This is a genomic window from Nitrospirota bacterium, assembly GCA_030684575.1.
Classification (GTDB): Bacteria; Nitrospirota; Nitrospiria; order Nitrospirales; family Nitrospiraceae; genus Palsa-1315.
In genome coordinates, this window is the sequence record JAUXVD010000021.1 from 179,360 (window position 1) to 197,104 (window position 17,745).

Consider the following 17,745-nt stretch of genomic DNA (forward strand, 5'->3'; position numbering starts at 1 on the left):
CCGGGTTCGAGTTCTCCCTTATTTCTTTTCATTCTTGGGAGGAGGCGACGGGTGAGACCGGAACATCTCGTAGTAACGCAGCACCTTCCTCACATAGGTACGGGTTTCTCGAATGCGAGGAATTTTGCGTTCTTTCACGCGATGAACCCCGGCGTTATAGGCCGCCAAGGCCAGTGGAAGATCGCCCTGGTAGAGATTCAGCAGATGCCGCAATTGTTTCGCGCCTCCGCGGATGTTCTGCAACGAGTCATAACGATCGCTCACACGTAACGTGACTGCGGTGTCCGGAGTCAGCTGCATCAAACCGACCGCGCCTTTGCGAGACACGGCATGCTGATTAAAATCGGATTCGGTCTTGATCACCGCGCGCAGCAGAGCCGGATCGAGACGATATTTCTTGGCGTACCATGCGATAGCCCGGCTGATTTCTTGCTTTGAATATCGCTGGTGGGCGCTGTCGTAGTCCGGTCGCGTCGGGGCGGGAACCGCAACGATCAGCAGACACAGCAGCGTCAGCGTGCAGAAGGCACGTAGCAGGTGTGAACAGAGCCGTCCGCTCCTGGTTCGAGTGATCGCCATAGCGTGGAATGATATTCCTATGCACAAAATAGCCTTCATCACGGTCAGGAAGGTCTCAAGATCCATGCCTCAGCCGCCCTTCACTAACCTATGGATCGCACAGGGGAATCGATGGCTATGCCGCCATACGCACGATGCCGTGAAGTGCACAGAATGGACGTTTGAGAACTGTTGGCTCAGCCCCAAGTTGGCACAGTTCTTCAACAGAGAAGATTACTTGGGAAATTGTGTCGGGAGAATCAGAAAGAATTACGAGGGATGCTCAAAAAGTTCGTCTGGCAAGGCTGCAGCGAGTGAGCGACTGAACAATGCGCGGAGACGTGACTATCGCTTTTCGTTCACTGTTCATCACTCATCGTTTAGCGGTTCCTGCCCAGTGGCCTGTTTCAGCGCCCAGCTAGAGGAGCTCGCCGATCAGCCTTACCGCCTCTTCCGGCGAGGCAGCGGCATGAACGAGATCGGGCGAGAGACTCTTGAACAGGCTCACGCCAGCCTTATCTGCACCTAACAGAATCACTATCTTCTTAGCCTTCAGCGCCAATGCCACTTCCGAAACCGTACCAGTCCCACCGAGTCCGCAGGCCACAATGATGTCGCTGGACATCACATTCACGTTGTTGCGCGCCTGGCCCAGATCCGTGACAATGGCCACGTCCACATATCGGGACACCGACGCCTTGTCGTCCGGAAGAATTCCGATCGTCAAACTGCCGGGCACCGACTTGGCGCCCTCGCTCGCCGCGTCCATCACGCCGCTTGCGCGCCCCCCGGTCAGCACGACCCATCCTTGACGGGCAATCAGCTCACCCAAACTTTTCGCATCGGCTAGCGCTCTGGAACCGGCCTTGGCCGGACCCATCACACCGACCACTGGCTTTCTCGTCGATCGTCGAATCGGACGTTTCACGAACCGCACCTCACGGGTAATGGTACTGGCACAGGTTGCCGAAATGAAAAATATACACCGGTGGGGCAGGATTTGTCGCGCGACACTCGTGAAGGGTCAGGACGATACGATGAACCGGACGTGAAGCTCTGTACCTCGACTCACGTTATGGTTTCCCCCACAATTCCTCGAGCCGCTGGGCACGACCACAACTGTATTTATAGAATTTGTAGCGAACGGGGTTTTTCTTGTAGAAGTCCTGATGGTATTCCTCGGCGGCATAAAATGGAGCGGCAGGCACGATTTGCGTGACGATCGCTTCTTTGAACCGTTTCGATTGCTCGATGGCTTGTTTGGAGTTGTCTGCCACGCGCTTTTCTTCGTCGGTCTGATAGAAAATAATCGCACGATATTGTGAGCCATGGTCACAGAACTGCGCGTTCGCGGCGAAAGGGTCGACGTTGCGCCAGAATGCCTCCAGCAGCTTCTGATAGCTCACCTTCGCCGGGTCATAGAGCACCTCGACCGATTCCGCATGTCCCGTTCGTCCAGCGGACACGTCTTCATAACTCGGATTGGCGACGGTCCCTCCCATATATCCAGACGCCGCAGAGAGCACGCCATCAACCTTTTCAAAGGCTTCTTCCATGCACCAGAAACAGCCGCCGGCAAAGTAGGCCTTGCCAAGTGGCGCATCCGCTACGGCCTGGCCTGTCGGCTGCAGGGTCCAGGCTCCGATGAAAAGAATGACGACAGTCAGAAACGATACCGCAGTATGTTTGTTCATAAGACAGTCCTCCCTACAGAGTCAGTCGACTAGCTGTATGAATCCTTACACCCTCGTGCGAGTCTCGCGAGACAAGCGGGACAGATGACGGTTTGAGGTTTTCTGAACTTCGGATCGCGCCAATCGCTCACTTCTTGCTTGTCTCGCTGACCCTTCACATCCGAGATGCAGCCGGCATAAAGTCGGCATGGGCCCAAGCCTTCTTGAAGCGTTCTTCCGTCTCAGCCGCCTGATCGCCTTTATGTTGGGCCTTGAGGCTCTGGATCAATCCGATCAGCGCCCACCCGTTGTCCGGATGTCGCAGAAGATCTGCACGATACACCGCTTCGGCTTCGGCCGGGCGGGCGGCGCGCAACAATACCGTTCCAAGATAATGCCGCACGGGCAATGGCCAAATCGACGGCTCCGAGTAGGGAAGCGCCTCCTCCATTTTGATGGCATCTTCGAACAGCCGGATCGCGTCCCCATAATGTTGGCGGTGCGCCGCAAGCTCACCCGCTAGCACTCGTTCGGCAATCTTGAGCAGCGTCTGCTCGGTCCTGCCTTCTACCGTGCGATCCCGACGCATCTGCTTCGTGAGACCGGCGAGCGCAACATGTGTGCCCTCAGCCCCGGGGATCCTGCCGGTCGCGACATGGGCGAGCCCTCTTCCCAGCCGCCACATCCCTTCCATCAATCGTAATCCCTTGGGTGGCGGAGGTTCCCTGAGCAACTCCTCCCACCGGCCGAACCGGATCATCGAGAAGATCGGTGTGGGAAGGTAGAGCTCCTTCCACCGGTCTTTGCGCGCTTCCTCCGCTGTGATCGTAGCCGTCAATTCTCTGGCAATTTTCATGGCTTCGGCATTCCGCCCCTCCATGGCCAAGGAAGCCCAGAGAAAATGGAGATTGTGGGTGTAATACCCGTCCGCATAGTCGCCGCTCAGATGCTGGCTCGCCAAGTACTGTTGATCGATGTGGGCGGCCTGCCGATTCTGTTCCGCTGCTTCGTGATATTTCCCAACCCGCATGTAAATATGGGCGGGCATATGCACGAGATGGCCGGCTCCAGGCATCAGACCGGGCAGCCGCTCCGCACAAGGCAAGGCTCGTTCCGGTTGCAACGAGGCCTCAACCGCATGCAGGTAATAGTGACAGGCCCCCGGATGCTCGGGGTTCCGTGCAAGTACGGACTCGAGTGTCGAGACGATCTCGTCGGTGTCAGGCTGCGGTCGCCCATCCTGCTTCCACAAGTCCCAGGGCCGCAAATCCATCAAGGCTTCGGCGAACAACGTCGCCGCATCGGCATCTTCGGGGAATCGCAGCGACATCGATCGCATCGCCTTCGCATAGGCTTCGTCGAGGCCCTTGCGCTTGATCCCTTTTCGTCCGACATACCGCGTGACCAAGGCCTCGATGTAGGCCCGCTCCCCTGGAGTGGCGCGATCCGCCAGCCGTTGAGCCTTCTGGACCATCTCGATAGCCCAATGTTCGTCCTTCTTCTCCATCGCACCATTGATGTTGGGCCCGAGCGCCAGCGCGATGCCCCAATAGGCCATGGCCGCCTGCGGATCGAGCCGGGCCGCGGCTTCAAACGACCGGATCGCCTCTTCATGGTTGAAGGCATAGACGAGCCGGAGCCCCTGATCGAAATACCGCTGGGCCTGTTCCGAGGTGGTGGTGATGGGATGGTGGAGGGAACCCAGATTGTCGAAGAGCGGCACCGCGGCGGTCTGACCGGCAAGAACCGATTCCACTGGCACACAGAGCGCCAACCACAACGTCATTCCGACCATCACGCGTGTCGCCACCATCCGACCTCCCCATAAACACCTGATCGCCCGTTGCTCAATCCACATCCCCTATCGACTTGGTCTCCTGTCATCGTTCATCGTGATCTCTATTTCGAATGAGGACCGCACGTCCTCCTTCATCCACGAAGGCTTCGACTCGATCCCCGACATGGGCCGGTCGATCGATGCGCGTATTCTCGTCATGCGCGAGACGGAGTTCAGTCCCGCCGACCTCCTGAAGCACATAGGCCCCACCCTCGATCTTCGTCACCTGCCCTTTGAGAGAAGAGGCATTTTCAGGAATGGCAGTCCGCATCTCACTCCCCGGTTGGACTCCCAGCGTGCCCTGCACGATCCCTCGTCCAAGATCCTCTTGCTTCGAGGGTCCCGCGATGTCGCAGCCGGCCCCGAGCAGGCTCGCTCCCAGCACCGTGATGAAGCACCACCTTGTGATACACATCATGTCCTCCTCCTCTGTTGTTGCCCTTGCTCCCCCGCTTGTTCAAGGTATCTTCGACCAGTTGCCCCCATAACGGCGGACGTACGTCAGAATCGGGTGACGCTGGAAAAGTTGAAATCTCGAAGCCTCATCGACGGCACCAGGAGTTTGCCGGTTTCTGACGTGATCGCTTCAGCCGGGTTGGTAAAGGCCTCAACTCGATTGAACACGTGCAGCGGGCTCTCATGAAATCGAAAGTTCTTCACGGCCGACAGGATCTGGCCATTTTCAACGAGGAACGTGCCGTCCCTCGTCATACCGGTCAGGGTGAGATCGGTCGGGTTGACCATCCTGATGTACCAGAAGTTGGTCACGAGGATGGCGCGCTCCGTCTGCTTGATCAATTCTTGTAACGTCGGCAAGGACGATCCAGCTCCGGAGAGGCAGGGCGCATCAAGCGTCGGGATTGAATCGATGCCTCGCGCCTTCGCCGTGAAACGATCGTACGACAACTGTGTCAGCACCCCCTCCGTCATCCAGTCGGATGCCACTGTCGGCAACCCGTCCGAGGTGAACCCGATGCCCAGGAGATCCTCATGATCCGAAAGATTGCGGAGCGATAGTCTCAGGTCGACGATCGGTTGGCCCAGTTTTCCCGACAAGGCGCTCGTGCCTTTTTCGTAGGCCTTCGCATTGAGCGTCCAGAAGAGCGCGGACCAGAGCCCCGCGACGGCCGCCGGCTCCAGAATCACGGGGTAGCGCCCTGGCGGCAACTCACGCACCTCCAGGCCTCGTTTGGCTTTATTGATCGCGGTGAGGGTCCGCTCCTGTACTTTCAGATGATCGATGGATCGATGGGCCGCGGCGCCCCAGCCGGTGGCCTCACCGGCCTGAACGGTGAGGCTGAATCGAGCGTCGGTCCGTTCTTCATGAGCGAAGAGACCCGTACTGGCGGCCACGCCGACCGTCGCCATCGACGAGGACAGGGTCCCGGCTGCGCCGAGACTTTCCATCCGGCATTGCCCGATCGCCTCATTGGTATATTCCATCCGCCGTGCCGGACCGGCCAACGCTGTTTCGACACGCGTCGTCGGGGGCGTCGAATATTGCTGTGGCTCCACCGGCGGGAGGTATTCCGGATCTTCCGGCGACAGTTGCGCAATCTCCGTAGCCCTGGTCACGACCTCTTGCACCGAACCAGCCGTAAAGTCCGTCGTGCTGGCGGTGCCGTGCCGCCGCCCGAATGCCACCGTCACGCTCAACGACCCGCGCCTCGTATCGACGTTCTGGACGATCTGATTATTCGCGAACCGCGTCGTCCCGCTCTGCTGATCGTGCAACGACACCAACGTGTGGTCGCCGGTTGAATGTTGTAAGACCAGCTCCGAGAGAAACCGGAACTCGCTCCGGCTCGTCAGCTTCGGCCAAGCCTTGTGGTCTGTCGTACTCATGATCCCGCTTGCCCTCCGATGACCTGCACGTTGCGGAATCGTGCGTGAGAGGCCGGATGGCTCATCCAGCCGGACTGGCCGGGCTGACCCTTGCCACACGTGATGAACCCGTACCGCCGGCGGTGCGACCGGTCGGCGACCCCGTCGCAACTGCCCCAGAACTCCGGCGTGATCCCATGGTAAATGACATCGCGAACCATATGAGTCCGCTTCCCGTTTTCAATCAGCCAAAAGGCATCGCCGCCGAATTGGAAATTATAGCGTCGTTGATCGATGCTGAAGGATCCGTGGCCTTCGATATAGATACCCCTTTTCACATCGGCCAGCAGCTCATCGAGGGTGGCATCGCCTGGCTCCAGGCCGATGTTGGCGATGCGAACGATCGGCACGCTGCCCCAACTGTCCGCCCGATTGGACCCGCGCGAGCGCGTCTCGCCGATCATCGGCGCCACTTCGCGGTTCGTGCAGTAGCCGACGAAAATGCCGTTGCGCACAATGTCCCATTGCTGGCAGGCCACACCATCGTCGTCGTACCCGGTCGCGGCAAGGGTCTCCGGTTCGCAGTTATCGGCCACAAGATTCACGGGCGGAGAACCGTATCGAAAGGTTCCTCGCTTCTCGGTCGTGAGAAAGCTGGTGCCGGCATAGTTGGCCTCGTAGCCGAGCGCACGGTCGAGCTCGCTCGGATGACCACAGGATTCATGCATGGTGAGCGAGAGGTGCTCAGGATCAAGGACGAGATCGTAGAGGCCCGGCTCGGTGGTAGGCGCCTTTACTTTTTCGACGGCTTGAGACGCGATGCGCGGAGCCTCGGCGAGGAAATTGGCGTCTTCGATCAATTCATAACCCATCCGAAGATGCGGCGTATTGAAACTCCGCGATGCGAACCGCCCGTCATGAATCGCCGTCGCATCGTACTCGCCGCTCACGGCCAGGAGGTCGAACTCCAGACGCGAGCCTTCGGTCGAGACAAAGAGCTTGCGGTCCCGGCGAGCCCACAGACTCGCGCTGCTCCGTACGACACCGGCCTGCCGATGGACATATTCCATCGTCTCGAGCAGCAATGCAGTTTTCTGTTCAAGCGAGACGGCAAAGGGATCGATCCGCCTGGCCGTCACAATACGGTCTCGATGGACCGGCTCATCGGCAAGCGTCACCTTGTCGATCGCCATCGACGCAGAGCCTTTGGCGATCTCGATCGCCAGATCAGCCACACGAGGGGCTTCTTCCAGCGACAGGACCGAACTGGCCGCAAAGCCCCAGGCCCCGTGATAGAGGACGCGGATCCCGAACCCTCTATCCTGCATATCCCGAATGGAGTCGATGCGCCGGTCTTCGCCACGAATGGTCTGGGTTGTGCTGTCGAGGATGCGAATATCGCCGTACTCGGCTCCGGAAGCCACCACGCGTTTAAGTACCAGTTCGGCGAGTTCGTCTTGATGAAGCATGGGCATGGCAGCTGTATCCTGACAGAGGCACCGGAGCCGTTCAACTCAGGGCGCCACCGGGCTTGGCTTTCACGATGTCATCCCCTACGATGTCGCCTCATGATCTCTCCCGGGCAGACGCCACGACAGCGCATCATCGAACTGATCACCGGTACCAGACTGTCATCATACCAGCTGGCCCAGATGCTGGGCATCCCGGAACGCCAAATCGAGGAACATCTCCCTCACGTCGTGAAAACGGTGGCTCGAGATCCGTCGCGCCGATTCATCCTCGAACCCTCCGTCTGCCCCGATTGCGAGTTCATCTTTCGCGATCGACGAAAACTGAACAGGCCGAGCCGTTGCCCTACATGCCGCAGCGAAGGCATTACCGCTCCTCGATATGGGATTGAGCCGATCTAGGCTGTTCGCATAGCCCTGTCGCTTCTCACATTTCCTGGATGCCTTGCCCTCCTCATCTAGAATGGTCTGATTCACTTAGCGCCCACTACCATTCTCTTCCCTCCGTCATCTCGACCATGCCTGTCTGAATCTCTTCGAGTTCTGGGAAAAACGCCACGAGGCGACAGGTGGGCAGGTGCAGCTGGATTGGAACAAGTTGTACGGGATCTCGTATCATGTAGAAAAGGACCGCGGAACGCCCCTGGTGGCAGAAGCGGTTGGAGTAACCGGAGGTCCTATGACACGATCCCTCGCCATGCTACTGTTCGCCTGCCTGCTGGCCGTCTCTGCCTGTAACGGGGACAAGCCCAAGGAATTGCTCGAGACCGCAGAGTTTGAGGAGCGGCAGATGAACCTGCCCCACGCGAAGCAATTGTACGAAGATGTGATTCGGCTCTACCCGACCAGCAAAGAAGCCGACCAGGCCCGGGCGCGCCTAGCCACTCTTACCCCCGCTCAATAGGCTGGCGTTTTGGCCACCAGGGAATGAAAGCATTCGTCGTTTGCTGATAGATGCGATAGTCCTCGCCACGGCTTGCCAGCGCCTGCGCTTCCGCCAGAGGAATTCCCGTCACTTTGACTAACGCCCATCCCATCGCGATCGGGCCAATCCAAGTGAGCAGCCAGCCCGGTGTCCCGATGGCCATGACGACGTAGGCCCACCAATGGAGCCATTCGAAAAAATAATTTGGATGGCGCGAGTAATACCACAGTCCGTCGCGACAGACGCGATCGCGATTCCAAGATTTGGAACGAAACTGCGCAAGTTGCCAATCGGCCATCGCTTCACCGGCGATCGCGACCATCCAGATCAGCAATCCAGCCAGTTCGATCAGCGCGAACGGAGGCCGTGGGTTTTGGATCAGCACCAGAAAGGGGAGAGAAAGGCCCGCCACGGCCAGCGCTTGCAGGTGAAAGTAGCCGAACATCTTGAGCCGCTCGAACGAGCCCCATTGTTCGCGCAGACGGCGATACCGAGCATCCTCCTGTTTGCCGATCACACGGTTGAGGAGGATGTAGAATCCCAGCCGGCCCGCATAGAGCAGGACCAACATGGCCACGAGGACTTTCCGCTCGGTCTCGCCGGTGGCCTGGGTCGCATACCAGAGGACGGTGGCGATCAGGCCTGCACAGAATCCCACGTCTGCAATCGAGGCATTGCATATCCAGAGCTGAAGCAGCCACAGCCCTGCCATGATGACGCCCATAGCCACATACGCCGTGACGACAAGGGACAGAGGGTCCGATCCCATTATCGCATCCTCCCATATTCCCGATATTGCGCGGCACGTTTCACGTTGTACGCCTCACGAAGTTTGATCGGGATAGTCCCACAGATCCGCGCCCATAGTGGTCCGTCCCGCAAGCCAGGCGCGAAAGCCGGACAAGGGGAACGAAAGACGCCCTTGAAGCTTGCCACAGTTCATCGACAAATCGGGAGGCCTTGGTGCGCCAACATAGTCCCTCACGGAGCCAGGCCTGATCAGACCAGCCAGCTCCGGATACCAGGGAATGAGCGCTTGCCCGATCTCCCAGCGCGACAGCCGTTCCGCTCCTCCAAGGTGATAGAGGCCCGGCCGATCCTGGCCGATCAACTCCCACAGGGCTCGCGCCGTCATACCAGCCGGTAGCGGACAACGGAACTCATCGGTGAATAGAGTGAGTGATGTTCCCGCCCTCACCGCGTTCCGCATATCCTCGACAAAACTACGATCGCCGGTCGGCGACGTGCCGGCGTTCAGCCCCACACGAATCACACTATGCCGTGGGTTCTGCAGCACGAGGCGTTCGGCTTCTGCTTTGGTCTCTCCATACACGTTGAGCGGATTCACCGGATCCGTTTCGACGTACCAGTCCTTGGCGCCATCGAAGACTTGATCGCTGGAGAAGAAGAGAAAAGGAATCCCGGCCGCAAGTTCGGCAAGGAGCGACGTGGCCTCCACGTTGATGCGTCGAGCCTGAGATGGGTTCTGCTGGCAAGGTCCGGTCCGGCTCTGCGCCGCACAATGGATGACGACATGGGGATGGAGGTCGCGCCAGAGACGGCGTAGGACCCCCGCATCGGTCAGATCGACGTCCTGTCTGGTGAGACCCCGCACCTCCCACTGCGGCGCCCAGCGAGGCGCCGTCGTGAGGAGATAGTGGCCAATGAGCCCTGCCGCACCGGTAATGAGGGCGAGCGGTGCCATAAGGAAATATGCTGGTTAGCGCGTCAGCTTGCGGTAGCGAATGCGATGGGGCTGATCGGCCTCCTTGCCCATACGCTTCTTCCGATCCGCGTCATACTCGCTGTAGTTCCCTTCGAACCAGACCACCTTGCTGTCGCCTTCGAACGCCATAATATGGGTCGCGACCCGGTCCAGGAACCAACGGTCGTGACTGCTGATGACGGCGCAGCCGGCGAAACTTTCCAATCCTTCTTCCAGCGCACGCAAGGTGTTGATATCGAGATCGTTGGTCGGCTCGTCGAGGATGATGAGGTTCGCTCCCTCTTTCAGCATCCGGGCCAGGTGCACCCGGTTGCGTTCGCCGCCGGAAATATCCTTCACCTTCTTTTGTTGATCGGTGCCGGCAAAGTTGAACCGGGCGCAGTAGGCCCTGGCGTTGACTTCGGCCTTGCCGAGCATGATGGTATCGTGGCCCTCGGAGATGATGTCGTAGACGGATTTTTCCGGATCGAGGCTGCGATCCTGGTCCACGTAGCCCAGCTTGACCGTCTCGCCGATCTTGATCGTGCCGGTATCCGGCTTCTCTTTCCCGATGATCATGCGGAACATCGTCGTCTTGCCGGCTCCGTTCGGACCGATCACGCCGACAATTCCGCCCTTGGGGAGACTGAAGTTCACATTGTCATAGAGGACCTTGTCCCCGTAGGCTTTGCCGACACCTTGGGCTTCGACGACCACATCGCCCAGCCGCGGGCCCGGTGGAATGTAGATTTCCAGATCGGCCGCCTGCTCTTCCTGTTTCTGATTGACCAATTCTTCATAGCGGTTGAGCCGCGCTTTGCCCTTCGACTGACGGCCTTTCGGCGACATACGGATCCATTCCAACTCATGTTCCAACGACTTGCGGCGCTTCGATTCGGTTTTTTCTTCTTTTTCCAGCCGCACCTGCTTCTGTTCCAACCAGGAGGTATAGTTTCCCTGGAACGGAATGCCATGGCCGCGATCGAGTTCGAGGATCCAGCCGGCCACGTTGTCGAGGAAGTAGCGATCGTGCGTCACGGCGATGACCGTACCTTTATATTGCTGCAGATGCTGTTCGAGCCATTGCACGGACTCGGCATCCAAATGGTTGGTCGGTTCGTCGAGCAGGAGGATATCCGGCTCCTGAATCATCAAACGGCAGAGGGCCACCCGTCGTTTCTCGCCGCCCGAAAGCACGCCGATCTTCGCATCCGCCGGTGGGCAACGCAGCGCGTCCATGGCCACTTCCAGGACATTATCTAACTCCCATCCGTCTGCCGCTTCGATTTTTTCCTGGAGCTGCGCCTGCTTTTCCAGCAGTTTTTCCATCTCATCGGGCGTGGCCTCGCCCATCTTGTTGCTGACCGCGTCATACTCGCGCAACATGGCCACGAGCTCTTTCTTTCCTTCTTCGACAACCTCTTTCACCGTCTTCTCCGGATCGAGCTGCGGTTCCTGTTCCAGCAGACCGACGCTGTAGCCCTTCGAGCGGGTGATCTCCCCGGTATAGTTCTGGTCGGTTCCGGCAATGATCCTGAGCAGCGAACTCTTGCCCGATCCGTTGAGGCCCAACACGCCGATCTTCGCGCCGTAGTAAAACCCCAAATAGATCTCGCGCAATACCTGCTTCTTCGGCGGATAGATCTTGCCGACATTGACGAGTGAGAAAATGACTTGTTTATCGTTTGTGGTCGCCATGCATTCCCCTACCTAGTAATGAACTGGTGAGTTGAAAAGAACCATCGTGCGGGATGCTCACAGGAACCTGTGCCAGCACCGACTACAGCGAATGCAAGACTTGGTGCCCTGCCTGTGCTTGAACGGCCAAGCCGGCAAGACCGGCCCTGACCTCCGACGCGTTGCGTACGGGGTTGGCAAAGGCCACCCGCCCACCCTGCATGCGGCCTGGCGTGGTGAGCCGAAGGTGAAAGCCCAACCGGTCCAATGCCGTCACTGTCGCCTGCTGCGCCTCGGCATTGCCGAATACGCGGGCCAGGAGCAGTAACGTCTCCGCCTGCTCGGTGTTAAATTCACGAATGAGGCTCGAGGCCTCATCCGCGAGCGGGTCCACGGCCGCTCCCGCGTAATCGTCCGGCATGACCCAACCCATCGATCCAAAGCCGCCGACGAAATAGATATCCGCCAATGCCATGCGGAAAAAACTAAAGTCCTCGAAGTCTACCCAGTAGGAGGCATTGGTATGGCGTGCCAGGTAGAGCTCGCGAACCTTAACCGCTTCCTCTCTCGGCACCCTGGTCGCCGACCCCATCAAGGTCACCCTGGCCGCACCCTGCGGATCGCTGCGGCTCTCTGGCGGTGTCACGAGCAGGCTGGCCCGTGGATCGCCCAACAGATTTTGCGTATGCATCGCCATCGTGCTGATCAAAAAGACCGGTTGCCCCTTGTCGTCCAACCCGTAGGGCATCACCGATCCGAAGGGCCAGCCAGGCTGCTTGCGCGAGAGCGTCGAGAGACTACCCGATGACTGTAAGTACACCAGCGTCTTGGCCCGCTCGGCATGGGACGGTTCAGGAACCTCAGGACCCTCTGAATCAGGCCCGCTGCTATGTTGTCGTGATGAAGACATGTCTAATCTCTTACTCCCTGCAATGGACCGGGTGACACCTTACCCTGGATCTGTCGAACATTTCCACTGAGGACGGGGTGTGCCGGAGGGGTCAGCTGGACGTAGACCGACAGGCTCGACACCGGCGTCGAGGAAGGCGAAGAACTGATCCGAAGGCCATTCATGCCTACGAGCTGCCGCGACTCTCTCAGTCATCGTCAGCCATATTTGAGAGCGGCTACATTCCAATTTCTTGCGAGACACGGACTTCCGTTTCGTCGTCGATTTCCTCCAGACAACTGAAGCAGGTAAAGGGAAACCTGTCGACAGGGATCGCACAGGATTCGCCGATGGACGAATCGTCTATCGCCTGTCCACCGCATTCTCGATGAATTAAGACAAGCATATGGCTCCCTTCACGCTATGTTGCACCCACGACAAGACGTCGAAACAGATCCAGATGCTCCGGACTACTCAAGCGATGGTCGCCCGGAACGAGATGGAGGTCGATCGGAAACGAAGGAGCGAGGCCTCGTAACTGCTCGGCGAACTGACTGCTGCCTTGCGGCAGAATCACATGGTCTTGCTGGCCATGGAGAATGGCCGTACTCACTGGCCGCAGCCGGTCGAAACTCCTGCCCCAATAGGCCTTGCTCTCTTCCACCCACTTCCAGGCGAGAGGATAGTCCCGATGGGCCGGCTCGTCGTCCCAAGGCATCCAACCGGCGGTATGCCAGTCATGGCATCGCTCTGGTGCAATCGATTGCGCCCGCAGGCCCATCATGTTGAACGCCGGTGCGATGAGCAACAACCGCTCGATGCCAGCACATTCCTGCGCCATGAGCCAGGCGATCCAGCCTCCGAGTGAATTGCCAACGATGGTGATCGGCGGTCCGCCCTTGAGCATATTCAGAACGAGCCGCGCATCGGCGATCCAGTCCGAGAGCGTGTAGTCGATGAACCGTCCTTCCGAATCGCCAAAGCCTCGCACATCGTAGCAACAGAACCCCCAGCCTTGTTCTGCACACCATTGCGCGAGTGCTTTGCTCTTATTGCCCCACCGTTTCGAGAGGAAGCCGGTGATGAACAGAATCTGGCGATCCTTCCCCATCGAGCGATCCCCTCGGATCAACTTGCCATCGGCGCCTGCGAGTTCGAACGAAAGCAGGCTACTCATGGATGAGTAACCGCCTTCGTAATGAACGTCCCTAGTCGCTGCAGGACCGCTCTCGGAATCTCGTGCCCACCGCGGAAACTATGCCAGTCAACCGCAAGCCCCCCGTGAGTCAATGCGTCCCGCAGTTTTTCTGCCCCCGCGTAGGGCAGGATCTCATCCTGCGTCCCGTGGCTTTGAAAGACCGGCAGGCCTTTACGCTTGTGGAGTAAGAGGCCCCATTCCTGTGCGGCGAGGAGCGTACCGGACATTTGAATCAACCCGGCATAGGGCTGCGTGGTCCTAAGCATCAGATCGCAGGCCAACATGGCGCCCTGGGAGAATCCCCCCAGGATGGTCTTGCCCGGCTCCGCGCCGAATTTCTGTTCGATTTCTTTCAGGAAGGTCAGCATCGTCTCGCGCACCGTGGCCAGGCCCTTGGGAATGTCTTGCGAGAGGTCGCGTACCCGGCCGGCCGCACGATCCTGCGCAATACGCGCCATATCGATCAGCCACCAGGCCCGCGCATCGTTCGGCCCAAAACTTAACGAGAGCGGACCTTCGGGAAAGAGGAACCTCGTGCCGGCCGGCACGCTCAAGACATCGGCCAGCGAGACGAGATCGTCCCCCGGCGCGCCGAAGCCATGCAGGAGCAGGACGAGCGGACCGCGCCCCCCGCCCTTGCCATCTATGCCGCCCGTGATCCGTGTCCGCAACCCGCCGATTTGTTCTTCGCGCATAAATATCCCGTTATTTCATGTACAAATATTGCAGCAAGGCGACGATGCCATAGAGCGACGACTCGATCACCGGCTGTTGATAGAGGGGTACGAAGGCCCCCTGTTCGTTCTCTTCCACTTCGTCGATCACATACTGGATCTGCTTCACGCGAACATCGTGATCTTTGCCGGATCCCAACGCCTGGACCATCTGGCGGCTGAGCCCTGCCAGCATGGCGGCTTTCGCCTTGCTGGCCGACTGGTACAGCAAGTAGGCACCCATCAGCGCCAGCACGACGTTCAAGGACCAGGACAGGATCAACAGGAGAGGATAGTTCCAGATATCGAAGTAGTCGTTCCGCGCGGCGATCATGACCAACAAGGCGATAAACGGATAACGAATCATGCGGTTGACCACTGCGGTCCGCTGCGCGATCAGATCGACGACGGCCAAGTATTTTAGCTTTTCAAATTCGGCTTTCTGGGTCTGGCCCAGACCATATTCCCGGAGATATTCTTCTTGGACCTGATCGGACCAGCCGCCGGTCGAGGCGGTTACCCAACCGATCCACCGCCGGCACAGCATGACCGCATCGAACACCGCCAGATTGAGCAACACGACGAAACCGGCGCTGCTCAGCGCCATGATCCAATCGATGCCGCAACTCAGCCGGCCGCGGCAGGGATGAATCATTTCCTCGCTCAAGACCCAATGCTGCAAGGGCCACATGACCGAGAGATACACCAGAAACAGGAGGATGGTCCGCAGCACTCGCTGCGACGGGATGCCGGCCTCGCGATACCAGGACCAGGCTTGATCCACCGTCGTCGCCGTCCTGGTCGCAGCCGGATGGTAGACCCGCTGCAAGTTGGTCCAGAAGGTCCGGGGTGACAATCGGCAGCGGCCCGACTCATCCTGAAATAAAAAATCCTCGCTGATCGCGTCGCTGTTCTTGTCTAGATCGCGGAGACCCTTCCCCAGCATGACCAGACAGAGGAGCACGACGAAGAGGCGGAGGAATTCGCTCGGCCAGACGCTGACCCCGGCGGTCCAGGAGAAGGGCTCTCCTTCGTCATGATTGGCTAACAGCGCTTCGGCCCCGCCGAAGGCGACGAAGGCCGAGAACGACGCCACCGCGACGAGGGCCGTGGCCGTCAGCAGACGAGGATGCCGTACGACCCACAGCCAGAGCCGTTCATTGCTCCAGGCGATGACCATGGCGACCAACAACGCCACGACCAACGCCGCCGCAACCGCGGTGTTATCGAATCCGACTCCCTGCTTCAAGGCTCCCAGTTCGTCTGTATGAGCCAGATCCTGCCTGAGAGGGTGGATTGTCCTGATCCCCTCCCGATCTACCGGGCTTATGTCCACCGCCCCGCCGCGACTCACTTCAAAGATCCTGGGGTGAGATCCTGCATCGTAGATGCGGTCGTCCGGCGTCAAGTCGACATGGTACCCCGTCGTGCAGGGTGCGGTCGTGGACGGCTGATGGCCGGCCGGTGCACAAGCGACAAACTGCACCGCTTGCAGGGCGGCCAGGTAGGCCGATGTTTGATAGCTGCTCCGGAACGGAGGCACGTCGCGTTGGAATCCTCCCTCCAATTGCAACCCGAACGGAGAGGCGATCACCATATTGCGTGTCGATTTGTATTCGCTCGAATGGAGGTGGCGCGCATCGAGATCGACGGTAAAAAAGATCGCATGGGGGAACGAGGGCCTGAGGGCCTTGATGATGAGCAGGGCGTCGTAGGGGTCCGTGCCCAGGATGCCGATGGCGCGCGCGCCTTCCCCCTCCTCGTAAATACGCGCGACCAGGGCCCGCACGTAGTCGAGCTGGCTCGTTCCTTCCGGACGGTCCCGCTGATCGTCTTTCAAAACCGTCTTGTCCGCGCGAGCGATTTTCCCCTTCTCTTCGCCCGGCACTTCCCCATCGAGGCCGCCGAGGTAGCTATACCGAAAGACGTTGAGCGTGAGCGACTCGTAGTCGGCGGGACGTTGAATCTGCAAATCGATGGCCTGCGACAGGGTCTGACACCATTTCTTGATGTCCACCGGAACCTGAATCTGTCTCAAATCGGCTTCCGGAAACGTCGCCACCTTCGCACAGGCTGCGGCGCGGAACTCGATGGGCAGAGTCCGCCCGTAAAACGAATCCCATTCCCCGATGAGGATCACCGCGTCCCAGCCGAGCCTTACTTGACGCCGCTCCAATTCCTCAACCAGCGCGCCGAATAGCTGATCGTCCGAGCCGACATCGTAGACGAGGCGAACGTTGGCAAGCGCCAGTCGGCGGTGAAACTCCTGCTCGCACACCTCATAAGTCTTACACGCGGTGCCTTGGCCGCCTTCTGTCTTGAGTCCGTAGGCGAGTAGGCCCTTCATCGCGCTCGTCCAAGGCGAATAGAGCTCGATCGCGCCGTCGACATTCGGCCAGACGCCGATTCCCTCGTGCGGTTCGCCATACAGGTCCCCGGCTTCCTGCAAGAAGCTGCGAAATTCCGACGAACTGCGCGGGCCCATGATTTTGAACGTGACCGCCTGTTGTACCGCCGGATTCAGACGGACTAATTGTCTCTTGTCGTCGGTCAGGAGACAGTCATGTTTCTGTTTCGCCTCTTGGCAGACCAGGGCTTGGGACAGAGAGGTCAGGGTCGCCAAGAATCCACGATTGATAGCCTCTTCCGGCAACCAGACGACCAGAACTGCGGAGGCACGCGAGGCCTCTTCTCCGCAGACGCGTGTCTTCCTTAGGCGATACCATTCATAGGGCAGAGCCGGCGCGGCTCCTTGCGGCTCCCATTCCACGAAGGAGAGATGGCCCTCGTCCTCCGGCACATAACAACCGACGCCCAGTGCGGTGCCGATGGCATAACGATCGCGGATGCGCGACTCGGTGCCTTCGACGTAGGGCCCCCCGCTCGTGGTGACCAGGAGCACGGTAATGCGCTGCCCGTTCCTGGTCCGTTCGGCAATTGTCTGTCTCAGCGCGCCAAGCCGTTGCGAGAGGGTGGATTCCGTTCCGGCCGACTTGCCGGTCGGTCCCGTTCCGCGCAGGCCCCGTTGCACGGCTGCCACCGGATCTTCCCACAAACGCGCACGGACCAACTGTTCACCGGTCGTCGGGTTCATCTCCAGCCCCGTACCGACCGGCCGCGAGCTGCGCAGAGGCTCTTTCACCAGCAACACCCCGGCAATGGCCAGCACGAGCGTGAGGGCTCCCGCCACCGCTAGTTTCGAATCGCCACGCCCTTTAGCCATACACAAGTCCGTTGTCTGTGATGCGCTGCGTGAAAGAGCAGCCTATACAATTTC

17 protein-coding genes are annotated in these 17,745 nt (G+C 59.3%); 2 read left to right on the plus strand and 15 right to left on the minus strand.

What is annotated here, in order from left to right; genetic code table 11:
* Positions 1-18: 18 nt before the first annotated feature.
* The 7 genes from Q8N00_16110 to Q8N00_16140 form a co-directional block, all read right to left on the minus strand.
* Positions 19-579: a lytic transglycosylase domain-containing protein gene (locus Q8N00_16110; GenBank protein ID MDP2384316.1), complete on the minus strand. Its 561-nt coding sequence runs from the start codon at positions 577-579 to the stop codon at positions 19-21.
* 397 nt (positions 580-976) lie between these two features.
* Positions 977-1,486, minus strand: a complete 510-nt coding sequence (locus Q8N00_16115; protein MDP2384317.1) for a cytochrome — start codon at positions 1,484-1,486, stop codon at positions 977-979.
* Between the two features lie 145 nt (positions 1,487-1,631).
* Positions 1,632-2,252, minus strand: coding sequence for a peptide-methionine (S)-S-oxide reductase MsrA (msrA, locus tag Q8N00_16120; GenBank protein MDP2384318.1), 621 nt, complete (start codon positions 2,250-2,252; stop codon positions 1,632-1,634).
* A 154-nt stretch (positions 2,253-2,406) separates the two neighbouring features.
* The gene (locus tag Q8N00_16125) at positions 2,407-4,044 is read right to left on the minus strand and encodes a hypothetical protein (GenBank protein ID MDP2384319.1); all 1,638 of its coding nucleotides are present in this window, start codon (positions 4,042-4,044) and stop codon (positions 2,407-2,409) included.
* Between the two features lie 67 nt (positions 4,045-4,111).
* On the minus strand, positions 4,112-4,486 hold the full coding sequence (locus Q8N00_16130; protein MDP2384320.1) for a hypothetical protein: 375 nt from the start codon (positions 4,484-4,486) through the stop codon (positions 4,112-4,114).
* A gap of 83 nt (positions 4,487-4,569) precedes the next feature.
* Positions 4,570-5,913 carry a TldD/PmbA family protein gene (locus tag Q8N00_16135; protein MDP2384321.1) on the minus strand — a complete coding sequence of 448 codons (1,344 nt, stop codon included), beginning with the start codon at positions 5,911-5,913 and terminating at the stop codon, positions 4,570-4,572.
* Positions 5,910-7,367, minus strand: a complete 1,458-nt coding sequence (locus Q8N00_16140; protein ID MDP2384322.1) for a TldD/PmbA family protein — start codon at positions 7,365-7,367, stop codon at positions 5,910-5,912. Before Q8N00_16140 ends, Q8N00_16135 begins: the two co-directional genes overlap by 4 nt.
* Before the next feature lie 93 nt (positions 7,368-7,460).
* Here Q8N00_16140 and Q8N00_16145 point away from each other — a divergent pair, with 93 nt between their 5' ends.
* Positions 7,461-7,763 carry a transcriptional regulator gene (locus Q8N00_16145; protein MDP2384323.1) on the plus strand — a complete coding sequence of 101 codons (303 nt, stop codon included), beginning with the start codon at positions 7,461-7,463 and terminating at the stop codon, positions 7,761-7,763.
* A gap of 277 nt (positions 7,764-8,040) precedes the next feature.
* Positions 8,041-8,265 carry a hypothetical protein gene (locus Q8N00_16150; protein ID MDP2384324.1) on the plus strand — a complete coding sequence of 75 codons (225 nt, stop codon included), beginning with the start codon at positions 8,041-8,043 and terminating at the stop codon, positions 8,263-8,265.
* On the opposite strand, the gene Q8N00_16155 is transcribed toward Q8N00_16150, so the two are convergent.
* From Q8N00_16155 to Q8N00_16190, 8 genes are all read right to left on the minus strand, one after another.
* Positions 8,249-9,055 (minus strand): DUF1295 domain-containing protein, encoded by an 807-nt coding sequence (locus Q8N00_16155; protein ID MDP2384325.1) that lies wholly within the window; start codon positions 9,053-9,055, stop codon positions 8,249-8,251. The two genes, Q8N00_16150 and Q8N00_16155, sit on opposite strands and share 17 nt — an antisense overlap.
* A 54-nt stretch (positions 9,056-9,109) precedes the next feature.
* Entirely contained in the window at positions 9,110-9,991 is an 882-nt protein-coding gene (locus tag Q8N00_16160; protein ID MDP2384326.1) for an SDR family oxidoreductase, read from the minus strand.
* A gap of 15 nt (positions 9,992-10,006) precedes the next feature.
* Positions 10,007-11,689: an energy-dependent translational throttle protein EttA gene (ettA, locus tag Q8N00_16165; protein ID MDP2384327.1), complete on the minus strand. Its 1,683-nt coding sequence runs from the start codon at positions 11,687-11,689 to the stop codon at positions 10,007-10,009.
* An 82-nt stretch (positions 11,690-11,771) separates the two neighbouring features.
* Complete coding sequence (locus tag Q8N00_16170) at positions 11,772-12,578, minus strand: DUF2470 domain-containing protein (GenBank protein ID MDP2384328.1); 807 nt, start codon at positions 12,576-12,578, stop codon at positions 11,772-11,774.
* A 217-nt stretch (positions 12,579-12,795) separates the two neighbouring features.
* Positions 12,796-12,963, minus strand: a complete 168-nt coding sequence (locus tag Q8N00_16175; protein MDP2384329.1) for a hypothetical protein — start codon at positions 12,961-12,963, stop codon at positions 12,796-12,798.
* Between the two features lie 15 nt (positions 12,964-12,978).
* Positions 12,979-13,734 carry an alpha/beta fold hydrolase gene (locus Q8N00_16180; protein MDP2384330.1) on the minus strand — a complete coding sequence of 252 codons (756 nt, stop codon included), beginning with the start codon at positions 13,732-13,734 and terminating at the stop codon, positions 12,979-12,981.
* Positions 13,731-14,450, minus strand: coding sequence for a hypothetical protein (locus Q8N00_16185; protein ID MDP2384331.1), 720 nt, complete (start codon positions 14,448-14,450; stop codon positions 13,731-13,733). The genes Q8N00_16180 and Q8N00_16185 overlap by 4 nt, the downstream gene beginning before the upstream one ends.
* A 10-nt stretch (positions 14,451-14,460) precedes the next feature.
* Complete coding sequence (locus Q8N00_16190; protein ID MDP2384332.1) at positions 14,461-17,691, minus strand: hypothetical protein; 3,231 nt, start codon at positions 17,689-17,691, stop codon at positions 14,461-14,463.
* Between the last annotated feature and the right edge of the window lie 54 nt (positions 17,692-17,745).